The organism is Streptomyces sp. BK340, assembly GCF_007827595.1.
GTDB lineage: Bacteria > Actinomycetota > Actinomycetes > Streptomycetales > Streptomycetaceae > Streptomyces.
Map to the genome: position 1 here is coordinate 1 of NZ_VISR01000040.1, position 19,976 is coordinate 19,976.

Sequence of the window (19,976 nt, forward strand, 5' to 3'; positions counted from 1 at the left end):
CGAGGAGACGACCAGCTGCTTGATGTTGAGGATCAGGTCGGTGACGTCCTCCTTGACGCCCGGCACGGTGGTGAACTCGTGCAGGACACCGTCGATACGGATGGACGTGACCGCCGCACCCGGGATCGACGACAGGAGGGTCCGGCGCAGGGAGTTGCCGAGGGTGTAGCCGAAGCCCGGCTCCAGCGGCTCGATCACGAACCGGGAGCGGAACTCGTCGACGACCTCTTCGGTCAACGAGGGACGCTGAGCGATCAGCATGTGTGGATCAGATCCTTCTTTCGTGGACGCCCGCTATTTGACGCCCGACGGACCGCGCCGCTCGCGCAGCACGGGGTACTGCAAGGGTACGGGCGGCACGACCCCGATGGGGTGGTACCGCCCGAGAACCGCAGGCCGCGAAGGCGACGCGTCAGACGCGACGACGCTTCGGCGGACGGCAGCCGTTGTGCGGGGTCGGGGTGACGTCCTGGATGGAGCCGACCTCGAGGCCCGTGGCCTGCAGGGAGCGGATCGCGGTCTCACGACCGGAGCCCGGGCCCTTGACGAACACGTCGACCTTGCGCATGCCGTGCTCCTGAGCGCGGCGGGCAGCCGACTCGGCGGCCATCTGCGCGGCGAACGGCGTGGACTTCCGGGAGCCCTTGAAGCCGACGTGGCCGGCGGAGGCCCAGGAGATCACGTTGCCGGACGGGTCCGTGATGGAGACGATCGTGTTGTTGAACGTGCTCTTGATGTGCGCGTGGCCGTGAGCGACGTTCTTCTTTTCCTTGCGGCGCACCTTCTTGGCAGCGCCCTGACGTCCCTTGGGGGGCATCTACTAACTCCTACGGGAGGTGGTCGGTCCTACAGCGAAGACCGTGGACTGAGGTCCGCTGCGGACTACTTCTTGCCCGGCTTCTTCTTGCCGGCGATGGCGCGACGCGGGCCCTTGCGGGTGCGAGCGTTGGTGCTGGTGCGCTGACCGCGGACGGGCAGACCGCGGCGGTGCCGCAGACCCTGGTAGCAGCCGATCTCGACCTTGCGGCGAATGTCGGCCTGGATCTCGCGACGGAGGTCACCCTCGGTCTTGATGTTGTTGTCGACGTACTCGCGGATCGCGACCAGCTGCTCTTCGCTCAGGTCACGAACGCGGGTGTTCGGGTCGATACCGGTCTCGGCCAGCGTCTGCTGGGAGAGCGTCCGGCCGATGCCGAACACATAGGTGAGGGCGACTTCCACACGCTTTTCGCGCGGGATGTCAACACCGGAAACGCGTGCCATTCAATGGCTCCTGGTGATCTTCGGAGGTCTTCCGCAGAGCCGGCTCCCGGCCGCCGTACGAGGTACGAACCGGGTCCTCGGCCTCCGAACCGAGGGTGTCGAGCTGGATGGCTCGGGCTCTGCGTATGAACAAATTCAGCTTGCGTCGCGCGAATCTCTGCGGGTGCAGAGGGTTCGGTCCTGCGTCAGCCCTGGCGCTGCTTGTGGCGCGGGTTCTCGCAGATGACCATGACCCGACCGTGACGGCGGATCACCCTGCACTTGTCGCAGATCTTCTTGACGCTCGGCTTGACCTTCATGGGATTGAGGTTCTCCGGGTCAGTGCCACCACCCCGCCGGAACGGGATGCGGGCAAGATCTACTTGTACCGGTAGACGATCCGGCCACGCGTCAGGTCGTACGGAGAAAGCTCCACCACGACCCGGTCGTCAGGGAGGATGCGGATGTAGTGCATACGCATCTTGCCGCTGATGTGTGCCAGGACCTGGTGGCCGTTCTGGAGCTCGACCCTGAACATGGCGTTCGGCAGAGACTCGACGACAGTGCCCTCGATCTCGATGGCACCTTGCTTCTTGGCCACGCTTCGCCCTTCGAATCGACTACCTTGATCGACTCTCCTGCTTCCCTTACGGGCGCATGCGGACATGCGGGTACACGAGAGCCGACGAGTCAGTCTACGTCAGCGCACCCGGAAACACGAATCGAGGGAATCTGCCCCGCATGGAAGATCGTCATGCAAGGGGATCGGGAGCGGCCACGATCCCGTACTCGGCCAGCTTCGCCCTGCCGCCGTCGGGAGCCGTCAGCACCAGCGGGCCCTCCTCGGTCAGCGCGACCGAGTGTTCCCAGTGGGAGGACCAGCTGCCGTCGGTCGTGATGACCGTCCAGTCGTCCTCGAGGACCTCGGTCCGCGGGGTGCCGAGGGAGACCATCGGCTCGATCGCGAGGCAGAAGCCGGGGACCAGCTTGGCGCCCTTGCCGCGGCGGCGGTCGACATAGTTCAGCAGGTGCGGGTCCATGTGCATCTCGGTGCCGATGCCGTGGCCGCCGTAGTCCTCGATGATGCCGTAGCGGCCGCCGCCGGGCTTCGGCTGGCGGCGGATGTACGTCTCGATGGCCCGGGAGACGTCGACCAGGCGGTTGCCCTGCTTCATGGCCGCGATGCCGGCCCACATCGACTCCTCGGTCACCCGGGAGAGTTCGATCAGCTCCGGAGCGTGACCGGAGCCCACGAAGGCGGTGTACGCGGCGTCGCCGTGCCAGCCGTCGACGATCGCGCCGCAGTCGATGGAGATGACGTCGCCGTCCTTCAGGACGACGTCGTCGGAGGGGATGCCGTGCACCACGACGTCATTGACCGAGGTGCAGATCGTCGCGGGGAAGCCGCCGTAGCCGAGGAAGTTCGACTTGGCACCGTGCTCGGCGATCACCTTGCGGGCGACCTCGTCCAGGTCCTTGGTGCTGGCGCCGGGGACGGCGACTTCGCGAGTGGCCGCGTGGATGGCGGCTACGACCAGGCCCGCCGCACGCATCTTGGCGATCTGCTCGGGGGTCTTGATCTGCACCATGGGGGGCCTGCGCTCTCCGTCACTCACGTCGACTGGGTTACCTACACAACACTACGGCCGCGGCGCCCGGGGAGGGCACCGCGGCCGGAAGGACCGCGATCTACTTGTTCTCGGCCTTCTCGCGCTTGAGCGCCTCCAGCGCCCGCTGCGTGATCTCGTCGACCGGACCCAGGGCGGAGATCGTCACGACCAGGCCCTGCGCCTTGTAGTAGTCGATGATCGGCTCGGTCTGCGTGTGGTAGACCTCCAGCCGCGTACGGACGGTCTCCTCGGAGTCGTCGTCGCGCTGGTACAGCTCACCGCCGCAGACGTCGCACACGCCCTCCTGCTTCGGCGGGCTGTACGTCACGTGGAAGACGTGGGACGAGTCGTTGCGGCAGATGCGCCGGCCGGCGATCCGCTTGACGACCTCCTCCTCCGGGACCTCCAGGTCCAGGACGGCGTCCAGCTTGATGCCCTCGTCGTCCAGCAGGCGGTCCAGCGCCTCGGCCTGCGAGACGTTGCGCGGGAAGCCGTCCAGCAGGAAGCCGTTCTCCGCGTCCGCCTGCTCCATGCGGTCCTTGGCCATCGCGATGGTGACCTCGTCGGGTACGAGGTTGCCGGCGTCCATGTAGGACTTCGCGAGCTTGCCCAGCTCGGTCTGCCGGCTGATGTTCGCCCGGAACAGGTCACCGGTGGAGATGTGCGGGATGGCCAGCTTCTCTGCGAGCCGGACGGCTTGCGTTCCCTTACCGGCACCAGGCGGCCCGACGAGGACGATACGCATCAGCGGAGGAACCCTTCGTAATTGCGCTGCTGGAGCTGGCTCTCGATCTGCTTCACCGTCTCAAGACCCACACCCACGATGATCAGGATGCTGGTCCCGCCGAACGGGAAGTTGTTCGACGCGTTGAACCCGACCAACGCCATTGTTGGCACGAGAGCGATCAGTCCCAGATACAGCGAACCCGGCCAGGTGATCCGGTTGAGCACGTAGCTCAGGTACTCAGCGGTCGGTCGGCCAGCCCGGATGCCCGGGATGAAGCCACCATACTTCTTCATGTTGTCGGCGACTTCCTCGGGGTTGAAGGAGATCGCCACGTAGAAGAACGCGAAGAAAACGATGAGCAAGAAGTACAGAGTGATGTAAATCGGGTGGTCGCCCTTGGTCAGGTTGTTCTGGACCCACTGCTTCCAGCCCGAGTTGCCCCCGGAGAACTGGGCCACCAGCGCCGGAATGTAGAGCAGCGACGAGGCGAAGATGACGGGAATCACACCCGCCTGGTTCACCTTGAGCGGGATGTAGGTGGACGTACCACCGTAGGAACGACGCCCGATCATGCGCTTCGCGTACTGCACCGGGATACGGCGCTGGGCCTGCTCCACGAAGACGACGAGCCCGACCATGACCAGGCCGACCAGGATGACGGTGCCGAACTCGATCCAGCCGCCGGCCAGGGAGCCCTGCTTCTTGATGGCCCACAGCGCGGACGGGAAGGTCGCGGCGATCGAGATGAACATCAGGATCGACATGCCGTTGCCGATGCCGCGGTCGGTGATCAGCTCACCGAGCCACATGACGACGGCCGTACCGGCGGTCATGCAGATGACCATGGTGATGGTGGTGAAGATCGCCTGGTCCGGGACGATCTGGTTCGCCACCGAGCAGGTGCTGAACAGAGCACCGCTGCGGGCGGTGGCCACCAGGCCGGTGCCCTGGAGGATGGCCAGCGCCACGGTCAGGTAGCGGGTGTACTGCGTGATCTTGGCAGTACCCGCCTGCCCTTCCTTCTTGAGCGCTTCCAGGCGCGGAATCACGACCGTCAACAGCTGCAGGATGATGCTCGCCGTGATGTACGGCATGATCCCGAGCGCGAAGATCGTGATCTGCAGCAGCGCACCACCGCTGAACATGTTGACCAGCCCGAAGAGACCCTGATTACCGGAGGCCTCACGGACACACGTCTGCACGTTCTTGTAGTTGACGCCCGGGATCGGGACATGGGTACCGACCCGGTAGACCACGATGATGGCCAGCGTGAACAGCAGCTTCTTGCGCAGGTCGGGCGTCCTGAACGCCCGGGCGAACGCGGTGAGCACGGTGCCTCCTGCGACCCCCGCGTATGCGCGTGAGGTGACGACTAATTTCGGGTTGATGAGCCTGTGTAACGAGGTTACGGCATGCCAAGACGGCGCTGGATGCCAGTCGCCACAGCCTACCTATATCAGGGCTGAGCCGGAACGCCGACCGACGGCCCGTCAGGAGTGAGGTGACGTGGCCCACACTTCGGGACATATTCGAATGTATGCCTGGAAACCACCCTCGTCCCCGCACAGGCACCTCGCAGACCCCCTGATCGAACGCGGCGCATCCTGCCGCGAGGCCCTGCTCGACGCGGGTCCGCGGGTCGACAGGGAGCGACGATCTGGCATCCAAAGACACGGAGCATTCCCCAAACCTGCCCGCCACTGATCACCCACCAACGCCTCAGCTCATCGCCGGGCGATACCACAGGCCGTCGGTCAAGGATAATTTTAAATTCGAACTGCCTCCGTTTTCAGCCATCATCTGCCACCCAGGGGCGGCCAAAATTCCTTGACAGGTTCAAACCAGGCTCCCTATGATCATCGGCGACCAATCCGATCAGGGATTTTCAACTGATCGCACTCGTGCGCGAGGACATCACGCACGAAAACACATTCCAAATAAAGGGGGACCTGTGGCAAAGGCGCGTCTGGCCGCCAGTACTGCGGCAGCCGTTGTAGCTGGGATTGCGTTGACTGCGACGCTCTCGTCACCTGCCATGGCCTCTACGGGGGACGGAAAGTGCGAGAGCACCGAACTGTGCGTGTACGACTCCTACGGCGAGAAGGCGAGTGAGGGCTACTACGACCTCAGGGGCGGACACAAGAATTTCCACGGAATGTACTGGTTCCGTGGCGACCACGGCTATATCGGTGATGACATCAGCTCTGTCAAGGCGGGGTCGAACCCTGACTGCGAGGGCTGGACCATTTGGAAGAACGTGAACTACACGGGCTACAGCTTCCACATCGCCAAGGGCGTGAAGTTCGACTTCACGGGTGGCTACTCCTGGATGTACAACGAGGCCTCCTCGCTCGAGAAGTGGCGCTGTTAATCCTCCGAGTGACGCCATCAACCAAATGCAGTTGAACTGAGTGCCGGTCCTTCAGGGCCGGCACTCAGCCGTCTCATAGGGCAGCTGAAAGAGGAATGAAGAATCTTACTCAGCGCAGCATAGGCACTCTTGCGCTCGCTGCAGCGCTGGTCGCCTGCTCGACAGAGGGAAAGGGCTCGCAGGAGAGACACCGGCCCGAACACGCGAGCATCGATGCGAAGGCGGAACACGTCAACCGGCCGCTGGACAGATACTTCCTGTCACCGCAAGACGTTCTCCAGATCCGGAAGGCAGAAGCCTCTCTGACCAATCGATGCATGCGCAATCTTCACTACGCGAGTCACCCCCTGCCAATGCCCCGGCTGGAACACGAGGAGTCGAATCTTTCCGAGTTCCTGATATTCCCTGTGTCGCAGGCCAGAGAACACGGCTACGAAGTTGCGCGCAAGGCGTCCGATTCAGATACGGAGTGGAAGAGTCGGGCTACGCGTACGCAGATCGCGCTATTAGACGGAACCCTAAGGCAGTACAAACGCAAGACCGTCCCCAAGGGCGGATGCTCGGCATTCGCCGCCCAGACCCTCATGAGGGGAACGAGGCACCAACGAATTCAAATCGACGGCATGTCGATTACGCATGACGCAAGCGCAACACCAGATGGAATTTTCGACACCGTGTTGAGCGCTATGCGGTACTCCACTGCCGTGAAATCCGACAGCGATGAAAGAGTCAAGAGCGTCACCGAAGAGTGGTCTTCCTGCATGCAGAAAGCAGGGTTTCACTACGCCTCTCCGGCGGAAGCGGCGACTGACAGCCGATGGTCCAAAGGCAACAGGCCGACAAAGCTGGAAACATCTGTGGCGGTAGCGGATATGAAGTGCAAGAAGGAGGTCCGCTACCTGGACACCGTGGTGGAAGTTCAATCCGAGAACGAGCGAAACATGGCTGCAGAGCAGTCAACGACTCTGAAATCGCTTCAGAAAGACTTGAAGGTGTGGCTGTCCAACGCCAGGAAAGAAGTCAATAGACAGCCGGCCTGAAAGTCGAGGCTATGAACAAGTAGAGCCGCCCCCCGCGACAACGCGGGGGGCGGCTCTACTTGCTACTGAGAACGAGCTCAGACGAGCTCGGTGACCGTACCGCCGGCGGCGGTGATCTTCTCCTTGGCGGAGCCGGAGACGGCGTCGACCGTCACCTGCAGCGCCACGGAGATCTCGCCCTGGCCGAGGACCTTGACGAGGCTGTTCTTGCGAACGGCACCCTTGGCCACCAGACCCTCGACCGTGACCTCGCCACCCTCGGGGTAGAGCGCGGCCAGCTTGTCGAGGTTCACGACCTGGAACTCGGTCTTGAACGGGTTCTTGAAGCCCTTCAGCTTCGGGAGGCGCATGTGGAGCGGCATCTGGCCACCCTCGAAGCGCTCCGGAACCTGGTAACGGGCCTTCGTACCCTTGGTACCACGACCGGCCGTCTTACCCTTCGACGCCTCACCACGACCGACACGGGTCTTGGCGGTCTTGGCGCCGGGGGCCGGACGGAGGTTGTGGATCTTGAGCGGGTTCTGCTCCGCCATGATCAGTCGACCTCCTCGACCGTCACGAGGTGGCGGACGGTGTGCACCATGCCGCGGAACTCGGGGCGGTCCTCCTTGACGACCTGCGTGTTGATGCCCTTGAGACCAAGGGAGCGCAGGGTGTCGCGGTGGTTCTGCTTGCTACCGATGTAGGACTTGACCTGCGTGATCTTGAGCTGAGCCATCACGCACCCGCCCCGGCACGCGCACGCAGCAGAGCCGCGGGAGCGACGTCCTCGAGGGGCAGGCCACGGCGGGCCGCGACCTCCTCGGGACGCTGCAGGCCCTTCAGGGCCTCCACGGTCGCGTGCACGATGTTGATCGCGTTGTCGGAGCCGAGCGACTTCGACAGGATGTCGTGGATACCGGCGCACTCGAGCACGGCACGCACCGGACCACCGGCGATAACACCGGTACCGGGGGACGCGGGCTTGAGCAGCACGACGCCGGCAGCCTTCTCACCCTGGATCGGGTGCGGGATGGTGCCCTGGATACGGGGGACCTTGAAGAAGTGCTTCTTGGCCTCCTCAACGCCCTTGGCGATGGCGGCCGGCACCTCCTTGGCCTTGCCGTAACCGACACCCACGGTGCCGTCACCGTCGCCCACCACGACCAGCGCGGTGAAGCTGAAGCGACGACCACCCTTCACAACCTTGGCGACGCGGTTGATCGCGACAACGCGCTCAACGTACGCGGTCTTCTCGGCGGCAGCAGCGCCGCCGTCACGGCCCTTCCGGTCCCGCCGCTCGCCGCCACCGGCACCGCCACCGCGGCGCTGGGGTCCAGCCATTGGAATTACCTCTCTCTGTTTCCGCTAGCTACGGCAGGCTCAGAACTTGAGCCCGGCTTCGCGGGCGGCGTCCGCCAGGGCGGCAATGCGCCCGGCGTACTGGTTGCCACCACGGTCGAACACGACAGCCTCGACACCGGCGGCCTTGGCACGCTCGGCGACCAGGGCGCCGACCTGCTTGGCCTGCGAGGACTTGTCGCCCTCGCCACCGCGGACGGACGCGTCCAGGGTGGACGCGGACGCCAGGGTGTGGCCCTTGAGGTCGTCGATCACCTGCGCCACGATGTGGCGGTTGGAGCGGGTCACGACCAGACGGGGACGCTCCGCCGTACCGGAGATCCGCTTGCGGATCCGGATGTGACGGCGCTTGATCGCGGCGCGCTTGTAGGCGTCGCCCTTGAGGATCTTCTGCCCGTATGCCATGGCTTACTTACCCGCCTTTCCGACCTTGCGGCGGATGACTTCGCCCTCGTACTTGACGCCCTTGGCCTTGTACGGGTCAGGCTTGCGCAGCTTGCGGATGTTGGCCGCAACCTCGCCGACCTTCTGCTTGTCGATGCCCTCGACCTGGAAGCGGGTCGGGGTCTCCACCTTGAAGGTGATGCCCTCGGGCGCCTCGACGGTGATCGGGTGGCTGTAGCCGAGCGCGAACTCGAGGTTCGAGCCCTTGGCCGTGACGCGGTAACCGACACCGCTGATCTCGAGCTTCTTCACGTAACCCTGGGTCACGCCGGTGATCATGTTCGCCACCAGCGTGCGGGACAGGCCGTGCAGGGCCTTGTTCTGACGCTCGTCGTTCGGACGGGTGACGTTCAGCACGCCGTCCTCACCCTTGACGATGTCGATCGGCGCAACGACGGTGTGGGTCAGCGTGCCCTTGGGGCCCTTGACCGAGACCGTACGGCCGTCGATGGTGACGTCCACGCCGGCGGGAACCGTGATGGGGAGCTTGCCAATACGCGACATAGCTGTTTCCTCCGTTCCCTTCCGCTACCAGACGTAGGCGAGGACTTCCCCACCCACGCCCTTCTTGCCGGCCTGCTTGTCGGTGAGGAGCCCGTGCGACGTGGAGATGATCGCCACGCCGAGGCCACCCAGCACCTTGGGCAGGTTGGTGGACTTCGCGTACACCCGGAGACCGGGCTTGGAGATCCGCTTGATGCCCGCGATGGAGCGCTCACGGTTCGGGCCGAACTTCAGCTCGAGGGTGAGGTTCTTGCCCACCTCGGCGTCCTCGACGCGCCAGCCCGTGATGAAGCCCTCCTGCTGGAGGATCTCCGCGATGTGAGACTTGATCTTGGACGCCGGCATCGTCACGGAGTCGTGGTATGCCGAGTTCGCGTTCCGCAGACGCGTAAGCATGTCTGCGATCGGATCAGTCATGGTCATGAATTGGCCTTCGGCCTCTCTCGCCGGGGTTTCCAGGTGCCCATCCCTCTCCTCGATCCGAGACGAGGCGGGTGCGATGCGGTGGACCTACGGCGTAGTAAGTCGTACGGGCGCGGCAGACGCCCAACCCCACAAGCCTACGGCATGCGGAGAAGGGCCCCTGCCGACCCAGATGCTTACCGAGAGCTTCAGGAATCCCTAAAAAGCGGGGATTACCAGGAGCTCTTGGTCACGCCCGGCAGCTCGCCACGGTGAGCCATCTCACGAAGGCACACGCGGCACAGGCCGAACTTGCGGTACACGGAGTGCGGGCGGCCGCAGCGCTGGCAGCGGGTGTAGCCACGCACACCGAACTTGGGCTTACGAGCAGCCTTGGCAATCAGAGCCTTCTTCGCCATCTCGCTTACGCCTCCTTGAACGGGAAGCCGAGGTGACGGAGAAGGGCACGGCCCTCAGCGTCGTTGGTCGCCGTGGTGACCACGGTGATGTCCATACCCCGGACGCGGTCGATCTTGTCCTGGTCGATCTCGTGGAACATGACCTGCTCCGTGAGACCGAAGGTGTAGTTGCCACGGCCGTCGAACTGCTTCGGGGACAGGCCGCGGAAGTCGCGGATGCGCGGGAGCGCGAGCGACAGGGTGCGGTCCAGGAACTCCCACATGCGGTCGCCACGGAGCGTGACGTGGGCACCGATCGGCTGACCCTCACGCAGCTTGAACTGCGCGATGGACTTGCGGGCCTTGGTGACCTGCGGCTTCTGACCGGTGATCGTGGTGAGGTCGCGGATGGCGCCGTCGATCAGCTTGGAGTCGCGGGCGGCGTCGCCCACACCCATGTTGACCACGATCTTGACGAGGCCGGGGATCTGCATGACGTTCTCGTACTTGAACTCGTCACGCAGCTTGCCCGCGATCTCCTCGCGGTACTTCGCCTTCAGACGCGGAGTGGTGGTGGTAGCCATCAGATGTCCTCACCCGTCCGCTTGGCAACGCGGATCTTGTTGCCTTCGTCGTCGAAGCGGTAACCGACACGCGTGACGACCTTGTTGCCGTCCTTCTCAACGACCAGCTGGACGTTGGAGACGTGGATCGGCGCCTCGGTCGTGACGATGCCGCCGGCCTGCGAACCGCTGGCGGTCGGGCCGGCCTTGGTGTGCTTCTTGACCCGGTTGACACCCTCGACCAGGACACGGTCCTCGCGGGGGAAGGCCGCGATGACCTTGCCCTGCTTGCCCTTGTCCTTACCGGTGATGACCTGGACCAGGTCGCCCTTCTTGATCTTCATGCTTACAGCACCTCCGGCGCGAGCGAGATGATCTTCATGAACTTCTTCTCGCGCAGCTCACGGCCGACCGGGCCGAAGATGCGGGTGCCGCGAGGGTCGCCGTCGTTCTTCAGAATGACGGCGGCGTTCTCGTCGAAGCGGATGTACGAGCCGTCCGGACGGCGGCGCTCCTTGACGGTGCGAACGATGACCGCCTTGACGACGTCACCCTTCTTCACGTTGCCACCGGGGATCGCGTCCTTGACGGTGGCGACGATGACGTCACCGATGCCCGCGTAGCGGCGACCGGAGCCACCGAGCACACGGATGCAAAGGATTTCCTTCGCACCAGTGTTGTCGGCGACGCGCAGTCGCGACTCCTGCTGGATCACGTCTATCTCCTGTTTGTCTGCCGGTTCCCGGCAGGGGCCCTGTTACGGAACCCCTGCCGAGCCTGGCGGAACTGTCCTGCGAGGGATGTCCCGCAGGAACTTACTTTTTGGAATTCCCTTGCGGGAATTACCTACTTGGCCTTCTCGAGGATCTCGACGACGCGCCAGCGCTTCGTCGCGGACAGCGGCCGGGTCTCCATGAGGAGGACGCGGTCGCCGACGCCCGCAGCGTTCTGCTCGTCGTGCGCCTTGAGCTTGTTCGTACGGCGGATGACCTTGCCGTACAGCGCGTGCTTCACGCGGTCCTCGACAGCGACGACGACGGTCTTGTCCATCTTGTCGCTGACGACGAGACCCTCACGGGTCTTGCGGAAACCGCGCGCCTCTGCGTTCTCAGTCACGTTCTTCTCGCTCATCAGGCGTTCTCCACCGTTTCGATGCCCAGCTCACGCTCGCGCATCAGGGTGTAGATCCGCGCGATGTCCTTGCGGACCGCCTTCAGACGGCCATGGTTCTCGAGCTGCCCCGTCGCCGCCTGGAAGCGGAGGTTGAACAGCTCTTCCTTGGCCTCGCGGAGCTTGCCCAGAAGCTCCTCGTTGCCCAGCTCGCGCAGCTCGGACGCCTTGGTACCGGCCGACATCACGCTTCACCTGCCTCGCGCTTGACGATCCGGCACTTCATCGGCAGCTTGTGGGCTGCACGAGTCAGGGCCTCACGGGCGATCTTCTCGTTCGGGTAGGACAGCTCGAACATCACCCGACCCGGGTGAACGTTCGCGATCCACCACTCCGGCGAACCCTTACCGGAACCCATGCGGGTCTCGGCAGGCTTCTTGGTCAGCGGACGGTCCGGGTAGATGTTGATCCAGACCTTGCCGCCACGCTTGATGTGGCGGGTCATCGCGATACGAGCCGCCTCGATCTGGCGGTTGGTCACGTACGCCGGCGTGAGGGCCTGGATGCCGTACTCGCCGAACGCAACCGTCGTACCACCCTTGGCCATACCGCGGCGCTTGGGGTGGTGCTGCTTGCGGTGCTTGACCCTACGGGGGATCAGCATGTCGGTCAGGCCTCCGTTCCGGTGCTCTCAGCCGGAGCGGCGGGGGCCTCGGCCTTGGGGGCCTCGGCGCCGGCAGCCTGCTGCGGCTTACGACCACGCCGCTCGCCACCACGGCCACCACGGGCCGGGCGGTCGGCGCCACCGCGAGCCGGGCGGTTACCCGCACGGGCGGCAGCGTTCTCGGCGCGGACCTCGGCGATGTTCTTGACATCGCCCTTGTAGATCCAGACCTTCACACCGATGCGGCCGAAGGTCGTCTTGGCCTCGAAGAAGCCGTAGTCCACGTTCGCACGGAGCGTGTGCAGGGGCACACGGCCCTCGCGGTAGAACTCCGAGCGGGACATCTCGGCGCCGCCGAGACGGCCACCGCACTGGATCTTGATGCCCTTGGCGCCCGCCTTCATCGCCGACTGCATGCTCTTGCGCATGGCACGGCGGAAGGAGACACGGGAGGAGAGCTGCTCGGCAACGGCCTGGGCCACGAGCTGAGCGTCGGTCTCGGGGTTCTTGACCTCGAGGATGTTCAGCTGGACCTGCTTGCCCGTGAGCTTCTCGAGGTCGCCGCGGATGCGGTCGGCCTCGGCGCCACGGCGGCCGATGACGATGCCCGGACGAGCGGTGTGGATGTCCACCCGCACGCGGTCACGGGTGCGCTCGATCTCAACCTTCGAGATACCGGCGCGCTCCATGCCGGACGTCATCATCCGACGGATGGCGACGTCTTCCTTGACGTAGTCCTTGTACAGCTTGTCGGCGTACCACCGGGACTTGAAGTCCGTGGTGACACCGAGCCGGAACCCATGCGGGTTAACCTTCTGGCCCATTACCGGGTTCCTTCCTTGCTGCTGACGACCACGGTGATGTGGCTGGTCCGCTTGCGGATCCGGTAGGCACGGCCCTGGGCACGCGGACGGAACCGCTTCAGGGTCGGACCCTCGTCGACGTACGCCTCGGAGATGTAGAGGCTGTCGGCGTCGGTGTGGTCGTAGTTGTGCGCGGCGTTGGCGATGGCGCTGTCGAGCACCTTGCCGACCGGCACGGAGGCTGCCTGCGGAGCGAATCGCAGAACAGCCTGAGCCTCCGTGGCGTCCATGCCACGGATAAGGTCCACCACGCGGCGGGCCTTCATGGGCGTAACGCGGATGTACCGCGCCTGGGCCCTGGCTTCCATGGTTGTCCCTCTCAGTTACTTACGTGTCTGAATGCGATCCGCTACTAGCGGCGCTTCGACTTCCGGTCGTCCTTGACGTGGCCCCGGAAGGTGCGGGTCGGCGAGAACTCGCCGAGCTTGTGGCCGACCATCGACTCGGTGACGAACACCGGGATGTGGGTCTTGCCGTTGTGCACCGCGAGCGTGTGGCCCAGCATGGCCGGGACGATCATGGAGCGACGGGACCAGGTCTTGATGACGTTCTTGGTGCCGGCTTCGTTCTGGGCGTCCACCTTCTTGATCAGGTGGTCGTCGACGAAGGGCCCCTTCTTCAGGCTACGAGGCATCTCAACCCGTCCTTAGCGCTTCTTGTTCGTCTTGCGGCGGCGGACGATGTACTTGTTCGACGCCTTCTTGGGCGAACGAGTACGGCCTTCCTTCTTGCCCCACGGGGACACAGGGTGGCGACCACCGGAGGTCCGGCCCTCACCACCACCGTGCGGGTGGTCAACCGGGTTCATGACGACACCACGGACGGTCGGGCGAACGCCCAGCCACCGCTTACGGCCGGCCTTACCCCAGTTGATGTTGCTCTGCTCGGCGTTGCCGACCTCACCGATGGTGGCGCGGCAGCGGATGTCGACCAGGCGGATCTCACCGGACGGCATGCGCAGGTGGGCCATCTGGCCCTCCTTCGCGAGCAGCTGCACGGAGGCACCGGCGGAGCGGGCGAACTTGGCACCGCCACCGGGACGGAGCTCGATCGCGTGGATCGTGGTACCGACCGGGATGTTGCGGATGGCCAGGTTGTTGCCCGGCTTGATGTCGGCCCCGGGACCGTTCTCGACGCGGTCACCCTGCTGCAGGTTGCGCGGGGCGAGGATGTAGCGCTTCTCGCCGTCGGCGTAGTGCAGCAGCGCGATGCGCGCGGTGCGGTTGGGGTCGTACTCGATGTGCGCGACCTTCGCCGGCACGCCGTCCTTGTCGTGACGACGGAAGTCGATCACGCGGTAGGCGCGCTTGTGTCCGCCACCCTGGTGGCGAACGGTCACACGACCGGCGTTGTTACGGCCGCCCTTGCTGTGCAGGGGGCGGACCAGCGACTTCTCCGGCGTGGACCGCGTGACCTCGACGAAGTCGGCGACGCTGGCGCCACGACGGCCCGGCGTAGTCGGCTTGTACTTGCGGATTCCCATTTCTCAGTCCTCGTCCGATATCGGACGATCCGGACCGCCCTTAGGCGGTCGGACCGCCGAAGATGTCGATACGGTCGCCCTCGGCGAGGGTCACGATCGCGCGCTTGCTGCCGGCACGCTGACCGAAGCCGGTCTTCGTGCGCTTGCGCTTGCCTTGGCGGTTGATCGTGTTGACCCCGGTGACCTTGACCGAGAAGACCGCCTGGACGGCCTGCTTGATCTGGGTCTTGTTGGCGTTCGGGTCGACGATGAACGTGTACTTGTTCTCGTCGAGGAGCGCGTAGCTCTTCTCGGAGACGACCGGCTTGAGCAGCACGTCACGGGGGTCCGTGTACGACTTGCTCAGCGGGGTCTCGACGGTGTTCTTGCCCTCGGTGGCGTGGCGACGCGCCTTGGCGACGCGCGCGGCCTTGGCGGCCTTGGCGGCCTTCGAGGCAATGCTCGGGTGACGCGTAGCCATCAGGCCTCGCTCCCTTCGGTGTCAGCGGCCTTGGGGCCAGACACGAAGGACTCGAAAGCGGCCTGGGTGAAGACCACGTCGTCCGAGACGAGAACGTCGTACGTGTTCAGCTGGCCCGGCTCCAGGATGTGGACCTGGGGCAGGTTGCGGGCGGACAGCCACGCGGCCTCGTCGGCGCGGTCGACGACCAGGAGCAGGTTCTTGCGCTCCGAGATCTTGCCGAACAGCGACTTGGCGGCCTTCGTGGACGGGTTCGCGCCCTCGACCACGCCGGAGACGACGTGGATGCGGTTGTGACGCGCCCGGTCGGTGAGGGCACCGCGCAGGGCGGCGGCCTTCATCTTCTTCGGGGTGCGCTGCGAGTAGTCACGCGGCTGCGGGCCGTGCACGACGCCACCACCGGCGAACTGCGGGGCGCGGGTCGAACCCTGACGGGCGCGACCGGTGCCCTTCTGGCGGTACGGCTTCTTGCCGCCACCACGGACCTCGCCACGGGTCTTGGTCTTGTGCGTGCCCTGACGGGCAGCAGCCAGCTGCGCGACGACGACCTGGTGGATCAGCGGAACGCTGACCTTGGCGTCGAAGATCTCCGCGGGGAGCTCGACGGAACCGGCCTTGTCGCCCGCCGGCGAAAGGATGTCAACAGTGCTCATCGGTTACCTCAGGCCCCCTTGGCCGCGGTGCGGACCAGGACGAGGCCGCCGTTCGGACCGGGAACCGCGCCCTTGATGAGCAGCAGACCCTTCTCCGCGTCAACGGCGTGGACGGTCAGGTTCTGGGTGGTGACCCGCTCGTTGCCCATGCGACCCGCCATGCGGAGGCCCTTGAACACGCGGCCCGGGGTGGCGCAGCCACCGATGGAACCGGGCGAGCGGTGCTTGCGCTGGGTGCCGTGTCCGGCGCCGAGGCCCTTGAAGTTGTGACGCTTCATGACACCGGCGAAGCCCTTGCCCTTGCTCTTGCCGGTCACGTCGACCTTGATGCCGGCCTCGAACACCTCGGCGGTGATCTCCTGGCCGAGGGTGTACTCGCTGGCGTCAGCGGTACGGATCTCGACGAGGTGGCGGCGGGGAGTGACGTCGGCCTTGGCGAAGTGGCCCTTGAGGGGCTTGTTCACCTTGCGCGGGTCGATCTCGCCGAAAGCGATCTGGACGGACTCGTAGCCGTCGACATCGTTCGTACGGACCTGGGTGACGACGTTGGGGCCGGCCTTGACGACGGTGACCGGAACAACGCGGTTGTTCTCGTCCCACACCTGCGTCATGCCGAGCTTCTCGCCCAGGATGCCCTTGATCTGCTTAGCCATTCTCAGCTCACCGACCCTCAGAGCTTGATCTCGATGTCGACACCGGCCGGGAGGTCGAGTCGCATCAGAGAGTCAACGGTCTTGGGGGTGGGGTCGAGAATGTCGATCAGGCGCTTGTGCGTGCGCATCTCGAAGTGCTCGCGCGAGTCCTTGTACTTGTGCGGCGACTTGATGACGCAGTACACGTTCTTCTCAGTGGGCAGCGGCACCGGGCCCGCGACCGACGCACCAGTGCGGGTCACCGTCTCGACGATCTTCTTCGCCGAGGAGTCGATGACCTCGTGGTCGTAGGCCTTGAGCCGGATGCGGATCTTCTGTCCCGCCATGGCTACTCAGTAGTCCTGTCTCTTCTAACGCTCTGGAACCCGGTGTTCCTGACTTCTTTCTCCGACCCACGCGGTCGGGCGTGTCGCGCTCCCGCTGACACAGATGTCCCTTGTTCGAACATCCCTGCGGGGAATGCACACGGCCCTTCCGGAACCGCAAGCCGAGGGCGGAAGGCCCACCGGGCGCCTGGTCGGTGCCGCACCACACTTCCCGGAAGATTCCCGTACGTCCGCCCCAGTGCTGCCCGCAGGCAGTTAGGGCGACGAGTACTGTGGGACTCGCTTCCGGTCCTCCCGGCGGGAGGCGCGCAGCATCAACACTCGACCGAGCAACTCCGACAGTCTGCCATATGGGGCGGGGGGCTGGCCAATCGGGCCGGAGAGAATACCCCCAGGGTGACGCAGGTCAAACACAGACCCGACGCCGACGACCCATCGCCCCGCGCGCCCCGCACGGCGCGTAACCGACCGATCACCGGTTACGACCACCCGGGTCGGCGCGCCGCCGGCCCCGCGAGGCGGACCCCACACGGAGGACTCCCTCCGCCCCCTGACCTACTCCCGCTTGCAGCCGAGAGTCTCGACAGTGGCAGGAAAGTAGGCACGCATGAACTTTTCGATGTCCTTGCGGTGAGTTTGGTCCGTTGGGTTGATTTGGGGGAGTTGGAGGGTGAGCGTGAAGTAGTTGCCACCCTTGGTTTTGCAGGGGGCCTGCGAGATGGCTCCGTCGGTGCCGATGATTGTCTTGTTGGGAATGCCCTTCACGTAGCGCGGGGCTGTGACTCCCGAGACTGAACCTGTGCCAGTTGCCAAGTACATGAGGTCCGTCGCATAGCCGTCCCACGAGAAACGAAACTCGAGCACGGGATCATGGCGCGACAAAAGAATACAAGGTGCTGTAATTTCCTCGCGCCTATCCACTCGAGTGAACTCGTGCAAGTCATCGGCGGACTGCACGAGCAGGCGCGCGAGACCCTTATCGATGCGAGTACCGCAGATAGCCCCGGGCATCTCAGCGGGATGGGCGCAGGAGAGCTCACACAGAGCGAGGGACAAGGCAGCCAATCCGAGCATACCGGCACGAAGGACAGCATTCACTTGGGCTGCTCTCCCGACATTCCAGCTGCATGCGAAATTCCAGCCTCAGCAGATTGAGTGATCTCCTCTTTAGGGTTGTAGTACGGGTCGCCGCCCAGTTGGCGAGCCTTCGTCCACTCCCCTGCAAGCGCCATCAACTGACCGTTCCTCATGGAGTAGGCCTTGACGTTGTCCTCCGCCTGCTGGCCATCGAGTCTCTTCTGCTCGTCCGCGAGCCATTGGTCGGTGACATAGTCGAATCCGGTCTGTACGTCTCCACCGACCATCGGAATGTAACTGATTGCCTTGTCGAAGAACGGCTTGGTTTCGAACTCCGCACCCTTCGGGGATCCCGCTGCCTGAATCCGGGCCTCCTCCAGGAAGCCAACCGTCCGGCCTGCCCGGGTCAGTGATTCCGCCGACTCGCTGTGATCGCCGTGAATGTTCGCAACCATCGCCTGGTTCATCCCCCCGTTCAAAATGCCGTAGGCACCCTTGTCCTTCGACACCTGTTTTGCCACCTCGAAGAGCTGGTCCTGGGGAAGAGGCGAGTGCTGGATGTCGATCTCGCTCATGGACGCGTGAACCGTGGCGCCATGGTTGACAAGAATGTTGGCCATCGGACGGCGCAACGACGGTGGGAAGTCGTCACCCCGGTCGGCCAGGCAACCCAGAGCCGATCTGAAGGCCGCATCGTTCGCACCGGTATGAGCCACATAATGCGCGTGCTTGTCGGTGGGATCGATGCCCGTCGCCGCCGCCTGGAGCGCCGCCCCGAACCCCGCCCGGTCGTCCCCGTCGACACGCGCCTCGTACGTACCCACGTCGGAGTTCTTCGGATCGCGCAGGGTGACCTGCCAGTCGCGCTCCTGCACCAGGTACTTCATGCGCGCGTCCGAGCCCAGATAGTGCGCCGCCGTCTTCGGATCGTGGCTCATGATGCCGAGCACCCCGTCCACCGGATCGTTGGCGAACCAGCCGCCCCGCTCGCCGGCGTAGCCGCCCTTCAACCGCCAGATCCCGGGCTCCCGCCGCTCCGCCGCGATCATGTCGTCGCCCAGGTCCTCGAGCATCTGCGGCGCATACCCGTGCCCCCGCTCCATGAGCGTCACCAGCGACTGGTACCCCACCGCCTTGTCCAGCCGCTCCCCCTGCGCGGCCGTGGCGTAGTGCCGGACGCCGGCGTGCCGCATCGCCGCGCGCCAGTGCCGGTACCAGGCCGAGCCCGTGTCCCGCGTCGCCGCCGCCAGCGAGTCCGCCAGGCCCGTTTCGATCGGGGCGTACGCGCCCGCGGCCGACCCGCCCCGCACATGGATCAGGTCGTTCAGCTCGTTGGTCAGCCGGATCGTGCCCGCCGCGCCCAGATCGTCCAGCAGAGTGCGGGAGAACGCCTCGTCGTCGGAGTTGTCGTGGAACAGCCGCCGCAGTTCCGTCAGTTCGCGCCCCGAGAGAAGCCGGCCGCCGCTCAGCTTCTCCAGCGTGTCCTCGGCCTTCAGGGCCTCGTACTTCTCGACGTCCCCCATCGCCCGGCCGTTGAAGCCCCGGCCCCCGGCCAGCGGGTCCGAGTCGACGACCGCGGCCGTGAGCGCGAGCTGGACGCCGGTGTCCGCGTCCGTCACGTCCCGCACCGCCTTGTCGAGCCGGTCCTGCCAGGAACGTACGGCCGACTCGTCCCCCTCGCCCTCCCCCGCCTCACGGTCGGCTCCCGCGCTGACCAGGCCACGCTCCGACACCCGCAGCCCCGCCGCCACCGCCTCCCCCCGCACCGCCACCAGCCGCCCCCGCAGCTCCACGAACTGCGCATGCGCGTCCCGCAGCAGGGAGGCGATCGCCTTCGCCTCCGTCTGCGCGTACTGGAACTCCCTGAGGGTCACGTCGAAGCGCCCGTGCGCCGCCTCCGCGCTCATCCCGGTCCAGGCGGGGCCCGTCGTGATGCCGTACACATCCCGCCGGTACACCCGCTCCTGCTTCGCGAACTCCCCCGCCATGCCCTCCCAGGACTCCGCGGCGGAGGTGAGCGCGGAGAGGTCGGCGCTCATGATCTC

The 19,976-nt window shown here is 65.2% G+C and carries 32 protein-coding genes and 1 pseudogene; 2 read left to right on the forward strand and 31 right to left on the reverse strand.

Features of this window, described 5'->3' with window-relative positions; translation table 11 throughout:
• The 8 genes and pseudogenes from FB157_RS42950 to secY form a co-directional block, all read right to left on the reverse strand.
• A pseudogene (locus FB157_RS42950) lies at nucleotides 1-261 on the reverse strand (DNA-directed RNA polymerase subunit alpha); the annotation flags it as partial.
• Nucleotides 262-412: 151 nt separating this feature from the next.
• On the reverse strand, nucleotides 413-817 hold the full coding sequence (rpsK, locus tag FB157_RS42955; RefSeq protein WP_003956432.1) for a 30S ribosomal protein S11: 405 nt from the start codon (nucleotides 815-817) through the stop codon (nucleotides 413-415).
• Between the two features lie 65 nt (nucleotides 818-882).
• Entirely contained in the window at nucleotides 883-1,263 is a 381-nt protein-coding gene (gene rpsM / locus FB157_RS42960; RefSeq protein WP_020135802.1) for a 30S ribosomal protein S13, read from the reverse strand.
• 185 nt (nucleotides 1,264-1,448) lie between these two features.
• On the reverse strand, nucleotides 1,449-1,562 hold the full coding sequence (gene rpmJ / locus FB157_RS42965) for a 50S ribosomal protein L36 (RefSeq protein WP_003998809.1): 114 nt from the start codon (nucleotides 1,560-1,562) through the stop codon (nucleotides 1,449-1,451).
• A 59-nt stretch (nucleotides 1,563-1,621) separates the two neighbouring features.
• On the reverse strand, nucleotides 1,622-1,843 hold the full coding sequence (gene infA, locus FB157_RS42970; RefSeq protein WP_004927214.1) for a translation initiation factor IF-1: 222 nt from the start codon (nucleotides 1,841-1,843) through the stop codon (nucleotides 1,622-1,624).
• A 151-nt stretch (nucleotides 1,844-1,994) separates the two neighbouring features.
• Nucleotides 1,995-2,831, reverse strand: coding sequence for a type I methionyl aminopeptidase (gene map / locus FB157_RS42975; RefSeq protein ID WP_145886781.1), 837 nt, complete (start codon nucleotides 2,829-2,831; stop codon nucleotides 1,995-1,997).
• Nucleotides 2,832-2,931: 100 nt separating this feature from the next.
• A complete protein-coding gene (locus FB157_RS42980) occupies nucleotides 2,932-3,597 on the reverse strand; it encodes an adenylate kinase (RefSeq protein WP_145886657.1) in 666 nt (221 codons plus the stop codon).
• On the reverse strand, nucleotides 3,597-4,910 hold the full coding sequence (gene secY, locus FB157_RS42985) for a preprotein translocase subunit SecY (RefSeq protein WP_145886659.1): 1,314 nt from the start codon (nucleotides 4,908-4,910) through the stop codon (nucleotides 3,597-3,599). Before secY ends, FB157_RS42980 begins: the two co-directional genes overlap by 1 nt.
• Nucleotides 4,911-5,614: 704 nt before the next feature.
• On the opposite strand from secY, the gene FB157_RS42990 reads away from it, so the two are divergent.
• Together FB157_RS42990 and FB157_RS42995 are read left to right on the forward strand one after the other, a co-directional pair.
• Nucleotides 5,615-5,950, forward strand: a complete 336-nt coding sequence (locus FB157_RS42990; RefSeq protein WP_145886661.1) for a hypothetical protein — start codon at nucleotides 5,615-5,617, stop codon at nucleotides 5,948-5,950.
• Between the two features lie 95 nt (nucleotides 5,951-6,045).
• Entirely contained in the window at nucleotides 6,046-6,990 is a 945-nt protein-coding gene (locus FB157_RS42995; protein ID WP_145886663.1) for a hypothetical protein, read from the forward strand.
• Nucleotides 6,991-7,067: 77 nt separating this feature from the next.
• Here the strand turns inward: FB157_RS42995 and rplO are convergent, their stop codons facing one another.
• From rplO to FB157_RS43115, 23 genes are all read right to left on the reverse strand, one after another.
• Nucleotides 7,068-7,523 (reverse strand): 50S ribosomal protein L15, encoded by a 456-nt coding sequence (rplO, locus tag FB157_RS43000; protein ID WP_023547373.1) that lies wholly within the window; start codon nucleotides 7,521-7,523, stop codon nucleotides 7,068-7,070.
• A 2-nt stretch (nucleotides 7,524-7,525) separates the two neighbouring features.
• Nucleotides 7,526-7,708 (reverse strand): 50S ribosomal protein L30, encoded by a 183-nt coding sequence (rpmD, locus tag FB157_RS43005; RefSeq protein WP_003974250.1) that lies wholly within the window; start codon nucleotides 7,706-7,708, stop codon nucleotides 7,526-7,528.
• Nucleotides 7,708-8,313 carry a 30S ribosomal protein S5 gene (gene rpsE / locus FB157_RS43010; RefSeq protein ID WP_015658456.1) on the reverse strand — a complete coding sequence of 202 codons (606 nt, stop codon included), beginning with the start codon at nucleotides 8,311-8,313 and terminating at the stop codon, nucleotides 7,708-7,710. Before rpsE ends, rpmD begins: the two co-directional genes overlap by 1 nt.
• Nucleotides 8,314-8,352: 39 nt before the next feature.
• Nucleotides 8,353-8,736, reverse strand: coding sequence for a 50S ribosomal protein L18 (gene rplR / locus FB157_RS43015; protein WP_145886665.1), 384 nt, complete (start codon nucleotides 8,734-8,736; stop codon nucleotides 8,353-8,355).
• Nucleotides 8,737-8,739: 3 nt separating this feature from the next.
• On the reverse strand, nucleotides 8,740-9,279 hold the full coding sequence (gene rplF / locus FB157_RS43020; RefSeq protein ID WP_020941678.1) for a 50S ribosomal protein L6: 540 nt from the start codon (nucleotides 9,277-9,279) through the stop codon (nucleotides 8,740-8,742).
• 24 nt (nucleotides 9,280-9,303) lie between these two features.
• Complete coding sequence (gene rpsH / locus FB157_RS43025; protein ID WP_116148541.1) at nucleotides 9,304-9,702, reverse strand: 30S ribosomal protein S8; 399 nt, start codon at nucleotides 9,700-9,702, stop codon at nucleotides 9,304-9,306.
• A gap of 212 nt (nucleotides 9,703-9,914) precedes the next feature.
• The gene (locus tag FB157_RS43035) at nucleotides 9,915-10,100 is read right to left on the reverse strand and encodes a type Z 30S ribosomal protein S14 (protein WP_003948630.1); all 186 of its coding nucleotides are present in this window, start codon (nucleotides 10,098-10,100) and stop codon (nucleotides 9,915-9,917) included.
• A 5-nt stretch (nucleotides 10,101-10,105) separates the two neighbouring features.
• Nucleotides 10,106-10,663 carry a 50S ribosomal protein L5 gene (gene rplE, locus FB157_RS43040; protein ID WP_145886667.1) on the reverse strand — a complete coding sequence of 186 codons (558 nt, stop codon included), beginning with the start codon at nucleotides 10,661-10,663 and terminating at the stop codon, nucleotides 10,106-10,108.
• Nucleotides 10,663-10,986: a 50S ribosomal protein L24 gene (rplX, locus tag FB157_RS43045; protein ID WP_033272457.1), complete on the reverse strand. Its 324-nt coding sequence runs from the start codon at nucleotides 10,984-10,986 to the stop codon at nucleotides 10,663-10,665. The genes rplE and rplX overlap by 1 nt, the downstream gene beginning before the upstream one ends.
• Before the next feature lie 2 nt (nucleotides 10,987-10,988).
• Nucleotides 10,989-11,357, reverse strand: coding sequence for a 50S ribosomal protein L14 (gene rplN / locus FB157_RS43050; RefSeq protein ID WP_003998823.1), 369 nt, complete (start codon nucleotides 11,355-11,357; stop codon nucleotides 10,989-10,991).
• A 131-nt stretch (nucleotides 11,358-11,488) separates the two neighbouring features.
• Nucleotides 11,489-11,773: a 30S ribosomal protein S17 gene (gene rpsQ, locus FB157_RS43055; RefSeq protein ID WP_018543912.1), complete on the reverse strand. Its 285-nt coding sequence runs from the start codon at nucleotides 11,771-11,773 to the stop codon at nucleotides 11,489-11,491.
• Complete coding sequence (gene rpmC, locus FB157_RS43060; RefSeq protein WP_018564811.1) at nucleotides 11,773-11,997, reverse strand: 50S ribosomal protein L29; 225 nt, start codon at nucleotides 11,995-11,997, stop codon at nucleotides 11,773-11,775. Before rpmC ends, rpsQ begins: the two co-directional genes overlap by 1 nt.
• Complete coding sequence (gene rplP, locus FB157_RS43065; protein ID WP_007443989.1) at nucleotides 11,997-12,416, reverse strand: 50S ribosomal protein L16; 420 nt, start codon at nucleotides 12,414-12,416, stop codon at nucleotides 11,997-11,999. Before rplP ends, rpmC begins: the two co-directional genes overlap by 1 nt.
• 5 nt (nucleotides 12,417-12,421) lie before the next feature.
• Nucleotides 12,422-13,240 carry a 30S ribosomal protein S3 gene (gene rpsC, locus FB157_RS43070; RefSeq protein ID WP_055706471.1) on the reverse strand — a complete coding sequence of 273 codons (819 nt, stop codon included), beginning with the start codon at nucleotides 13,238-13,240 and terminating at the stop codon, nucleotides 12,422-12,424.
• Entirely contained in the window at nucleotides 13,240-13,587 is a 348-nt protein-coding gene (gene rplV, locus FB157_RS43075) for a 50S ribosomal protein L22 (RefSeq protein ID WP_019329637.1), read from the reverse strand. The genes rpsC and rplV overlap by 1 nt, the downstream gene beginning before the upstream one ends.
• A 44-nt stretch (nucleotides 13,588-13,631) precedes the next feature.
• Nucleotides 13,632-13,913 (reverse strand): 30S ribosomal protein S19, encoded by a 282-nt coding sequence (gene rpsS / locus FB157_RS43080; protein WP_003992359.1) that lies wholly within the window; start codon nucleotides 13,911-13,913, stop codon nucleotides 13,632-13,634.
• 12 nt (nucleotides 13,914-13,925) lie between these two features.
• Nucleotides 13,926-14,762 (reverse strand): 50S ribosomal protein L2, encoded by an 837-nt coding sequence (gene rplB / locus FB157_RS43085; protein ID WP_145886669.1) that lies wholly within the window; start codon nucleotides 14,760-14,762, stop codon nucleotides 13,926-13,928.
• A gap of 40 nt (nucleotides 14,763-14,802) precedes the next feature.
• Nucleotides 14,803-15,222 carry a 50S ribosomal protein L23 gene (gene rplW / locus FB157_RS43090; protein WP_145886671.1) on the reverse strand — a complete coding sequence of 140 codons (420 nt, stop codon included), beginning with the start codon at nucleotides 15,220-15,222 and terminating at the stop codon, nucleotides 14,803-14,805.
• Nucleotides 15,222-15,875, reverse strand: a complete 654-nt coding sequence (rplD, locus tag FB157_RS43095; RefSeq protein WP_145886673.1) for a 50S ribosomal protein L4 — start codon at nucleotides 15,873-15,875, stop codon at nucleotides 15,222-15,224. The genes rplW and rplD overlap by 1 nt, the downstream gene beginning before the upstream one ends.
• A gap of 8 nt (nucleotides 15,876-15,883) precedes the next feature.
• Nucleotides 15,884-16,528, reverse strand: a complete 645-nt coding sequence (gene rplC, locus FB157_RS43100; protein WP_020135811.1) for a 50S ribosomal protein L3 — start codon at nucleotides 16,526-16,528, stop codon at nucleotides 15,884-15,886.
• A gap of 17 nt (nucleotides 16,529-16,545) precedes the next feature.
• Nucleotides 16,546-16,854 (reverse strand): 30S ribosomal protein S10, encoded by a 309-nt coding sequence (gene rpsJ, locus FB157_RS43105; RefSeq protein ID WP_003948644.1) that lies wholly within the window; start codon nucleotides 16,852-16,854, stop codon nucleotides 16,546-16,548.
• Between the two features lie 555 nt (nucleotides 16,855-17,409).
• Entirely contained in the window at nucleotides 17,410-17,952 is a 543-nt protein-coding gene (locus FB157_RS43110; protein WP_145886675.1) for a hypothetical protein, read from the reverse strand.
• Nucleotides 17,949-19,970 carry a hypothetical protein gene (locus tag FB157_RS43115; protein ID WP_261386924.1) on the reverse strand — a complete coding sequence of 674 codons (2,022 nt, stop codon included), beginning with the start codon at nucleotides 19,968-19,970 and terminating at the stop codon, nucleotides 17,949-17,951. The genes FB157_RS43110 and FB157_RS43115 overlap by 4 nt, the downstream gene beginning before the upstream one ends.
• Nucleotides 19,971-19,976 lie beyond the last annotated feature (6 nt).

What these genes read in the sequence shown, in the direction of transcription:
- FB157_RS42990 (WP_145886661.1), top strand. Translation starts at nt 5,615, where the DNA reads ATGGCCTCTACGGGGGACGGAAAGTGCGAGAGCACCGAACTGTGCGTG.
- FB157_RS42980 (WP_145886657.1), bottom strand. Translation starts at nt 3,597, where the DNA reads ATGCGTATCGTCCTCGTCGGGCCGCCTGGTGCCGGTAAGGGAACGCAA.
- rplE (WP_145886667.1), bottom strand. Translation starts at nt 10,663, where the DNA reads ATGGCTACCACCACCACTCCGCGTCTGAAGGCGAAGTACCGCGAGGAG.
- rplB (WP_145886669.1), bottom strand. Translation starts at nt 14,762, where the DNA reads ATGGGAATCCGCAAGTACAAGCCGACTACGCCGGGCCGTCGTGGCGCC.
- rpsM (WP_020135802.1), bottom strand. Translation starts at nt 1,263, where the DNA reads ATGGCACGCGTTTCCGGTGTTGACATCCCGCGCGAAAAGCGTGTGGAA.
- rpsS (WP_003992359.1), bottom strand. Translation starts at nt 13,913, where the DNA reads ATGCCTCGTAGCCTGAAGAAGGGGCCCTTCGTCGACGACCACCTGATC.
- rplP (WP_007443989.1), bottom strand. Translation starts at nt 12,416, where the DNA reads ATGCTGATCCCCCGTAGGGTCAAGCACCGCAAGCAGCACCACCCCAAG.
- rplR (WP_145886665.1), bottom strand. Translation starts at nt 8,736, where the DNA reads ATGGCATACGGGCAGAAGATCCTCAAGGGCGACGCCTACAAGCGCGCC.
- rplO (WP_023547373.1), bottom strand. Translation starts at nt 7,523, where the DNA reads ATGGCGGAGCAGAACCCGCTCAAGATCCACAACCTCCGTCCGGCCCCC.
- rplV (WP_019329637.1), bottom strand. Translation starts at nt 13,587, where the DNA reads ATGGAAGCCAGGGCCCAGGCGCGGTACATCCGCGTTACGCCCATGAAG.
- rpmJ (WP_003998809.1), bottom strand. Translation starts at nt 1,562, where the DNA reads ATGAAGGTCAAGCCGAGCGTCAAGAAGATCTGCGACAAGTGCAGGGTG.
- FB157_RS43035 (WP_003948630.1), bottom strand. Translation starts at nt 10,100, where the DNA reads ATGGCGAAGAAGGCTCTGATTGCCAAGGCTGCTCGTAAGCCCAAGTTC.
- rplW (WP_145886671.1), bottom strand. Translation starts at nt 15,222, where the DNA reads ATGGCTACGCGTCACCCGAGCATTGCCTCGAAGGCCGCCAAGGCCGCC.
- rpsH (WP_116148541.1), bottom strand. Translation starts at nt 9,702, where the DNA reads ATGACCATGACTGATCCGATCGCAGACATGCTTACGCGTCTGCGGAAC.
- rplD (WP_145886673.1), bottom strand. Translation starts at nt 15,875, where the DNA reads ATGAGCACTGTTGACATCCTTTCGCCGGCGGGCGACAAGGCCGGTTCC.
- map (WP_145886781.1), bottom strand. Translation starts at nt 2,831, where the DNA reads ATGGTGCAGATCAAGACCCCCGAGCAGATCGCCAAGATGCGTGCGGCG.
- rpmC (WP_018564811.1), bottom strand. Translation starts at nt 11,997, where the DNA reads ATGTCGGCCGGTACCAAGGCGTCCGAGCTGCGCGAGCTGGGCAACGAG.
- rplX (WP_033272457.1), bottom strand. Translation starts at nt 10,986, where the DNA reads ATGAAGATCAAGAAGGGCGACCTGGTCCAGGTCATCACCGGTAAGGAC.
- FB157_RS42995 (WP_145886663.1), top strand. Translation starts at nt 6,046, where the DNA reads ATGAAGAATCTTACTCAGCGCAGCATAGGCACTCTTGCGCTCGCTGCA.
- rpsJ (WP_003948644.1), bottom strand. Translation starts at nt 16,854, where the DNA reads ATGGCGGGACAGAAGATCCGCATCCGGCTCAAGGCCTACGACCACGAG.
- rpsK (WP_003956432.1), bottom strand. Translation starts at nt 817, where the DNA reads ATGCCCCCCAAGGGACGTCAGGGCGCTGCCAAGAAGGTGCGCCGCAAG.
- rpsE (WP_015658456.1), bottom strand. Translation starts at nt 8,313, where the DNA reads ATGGCTGGACCCCAGCGCCGCGGTGGCGGTGCCGGTGGCGGCGAGCGG.
- rpsQ (WP_018543912.1), bottom strand. Translation starts at nt 11,773, where the DNA reads ATGAGCGAGAAGAACGTGACTGAGAACGCAGAGGCGCGCGGTTTCCGC.
- rpmD (WP_003974250.1), bottom strand. Translation starts at nt 7,708, where the DNA reads ATGGCTCAGCTCAAGATCACGCAGGTCAAGTCCTACATCGGTAGCAAG.
- rplF (WP_020941678.1), bottom strand. Translation starts at nt 9,279, where the DNA reads ATGTCGCGTATTGGCAAGCTCCCCATCACGGTTCCCGCCGGCGTGGAC.
- FB157_RS43115 (WP_261386924.1), bottom strand. Translation starts at nt 19,970, where the DNA reads ATGAGCGCCGACCTCTCCGCGCTCACCTCCGCCGCGGAGTCCTGGGAG.
- rpsC (WP_055706471.1), bottom strand. Translation starts at nt 13,240, where the DNA reads ATGGGCCAGAAGGTTAACCCGCATGGGTTCCGGCTCGGTGTCACCACG.
- rplC (WP_020135811.1), bottom strand. Translation starts at nt 16,528, where the DNA reads ATGGCTAAGCAGATCAAGGGCATCCTGGGCGAGAAGCTCGGCATGACG.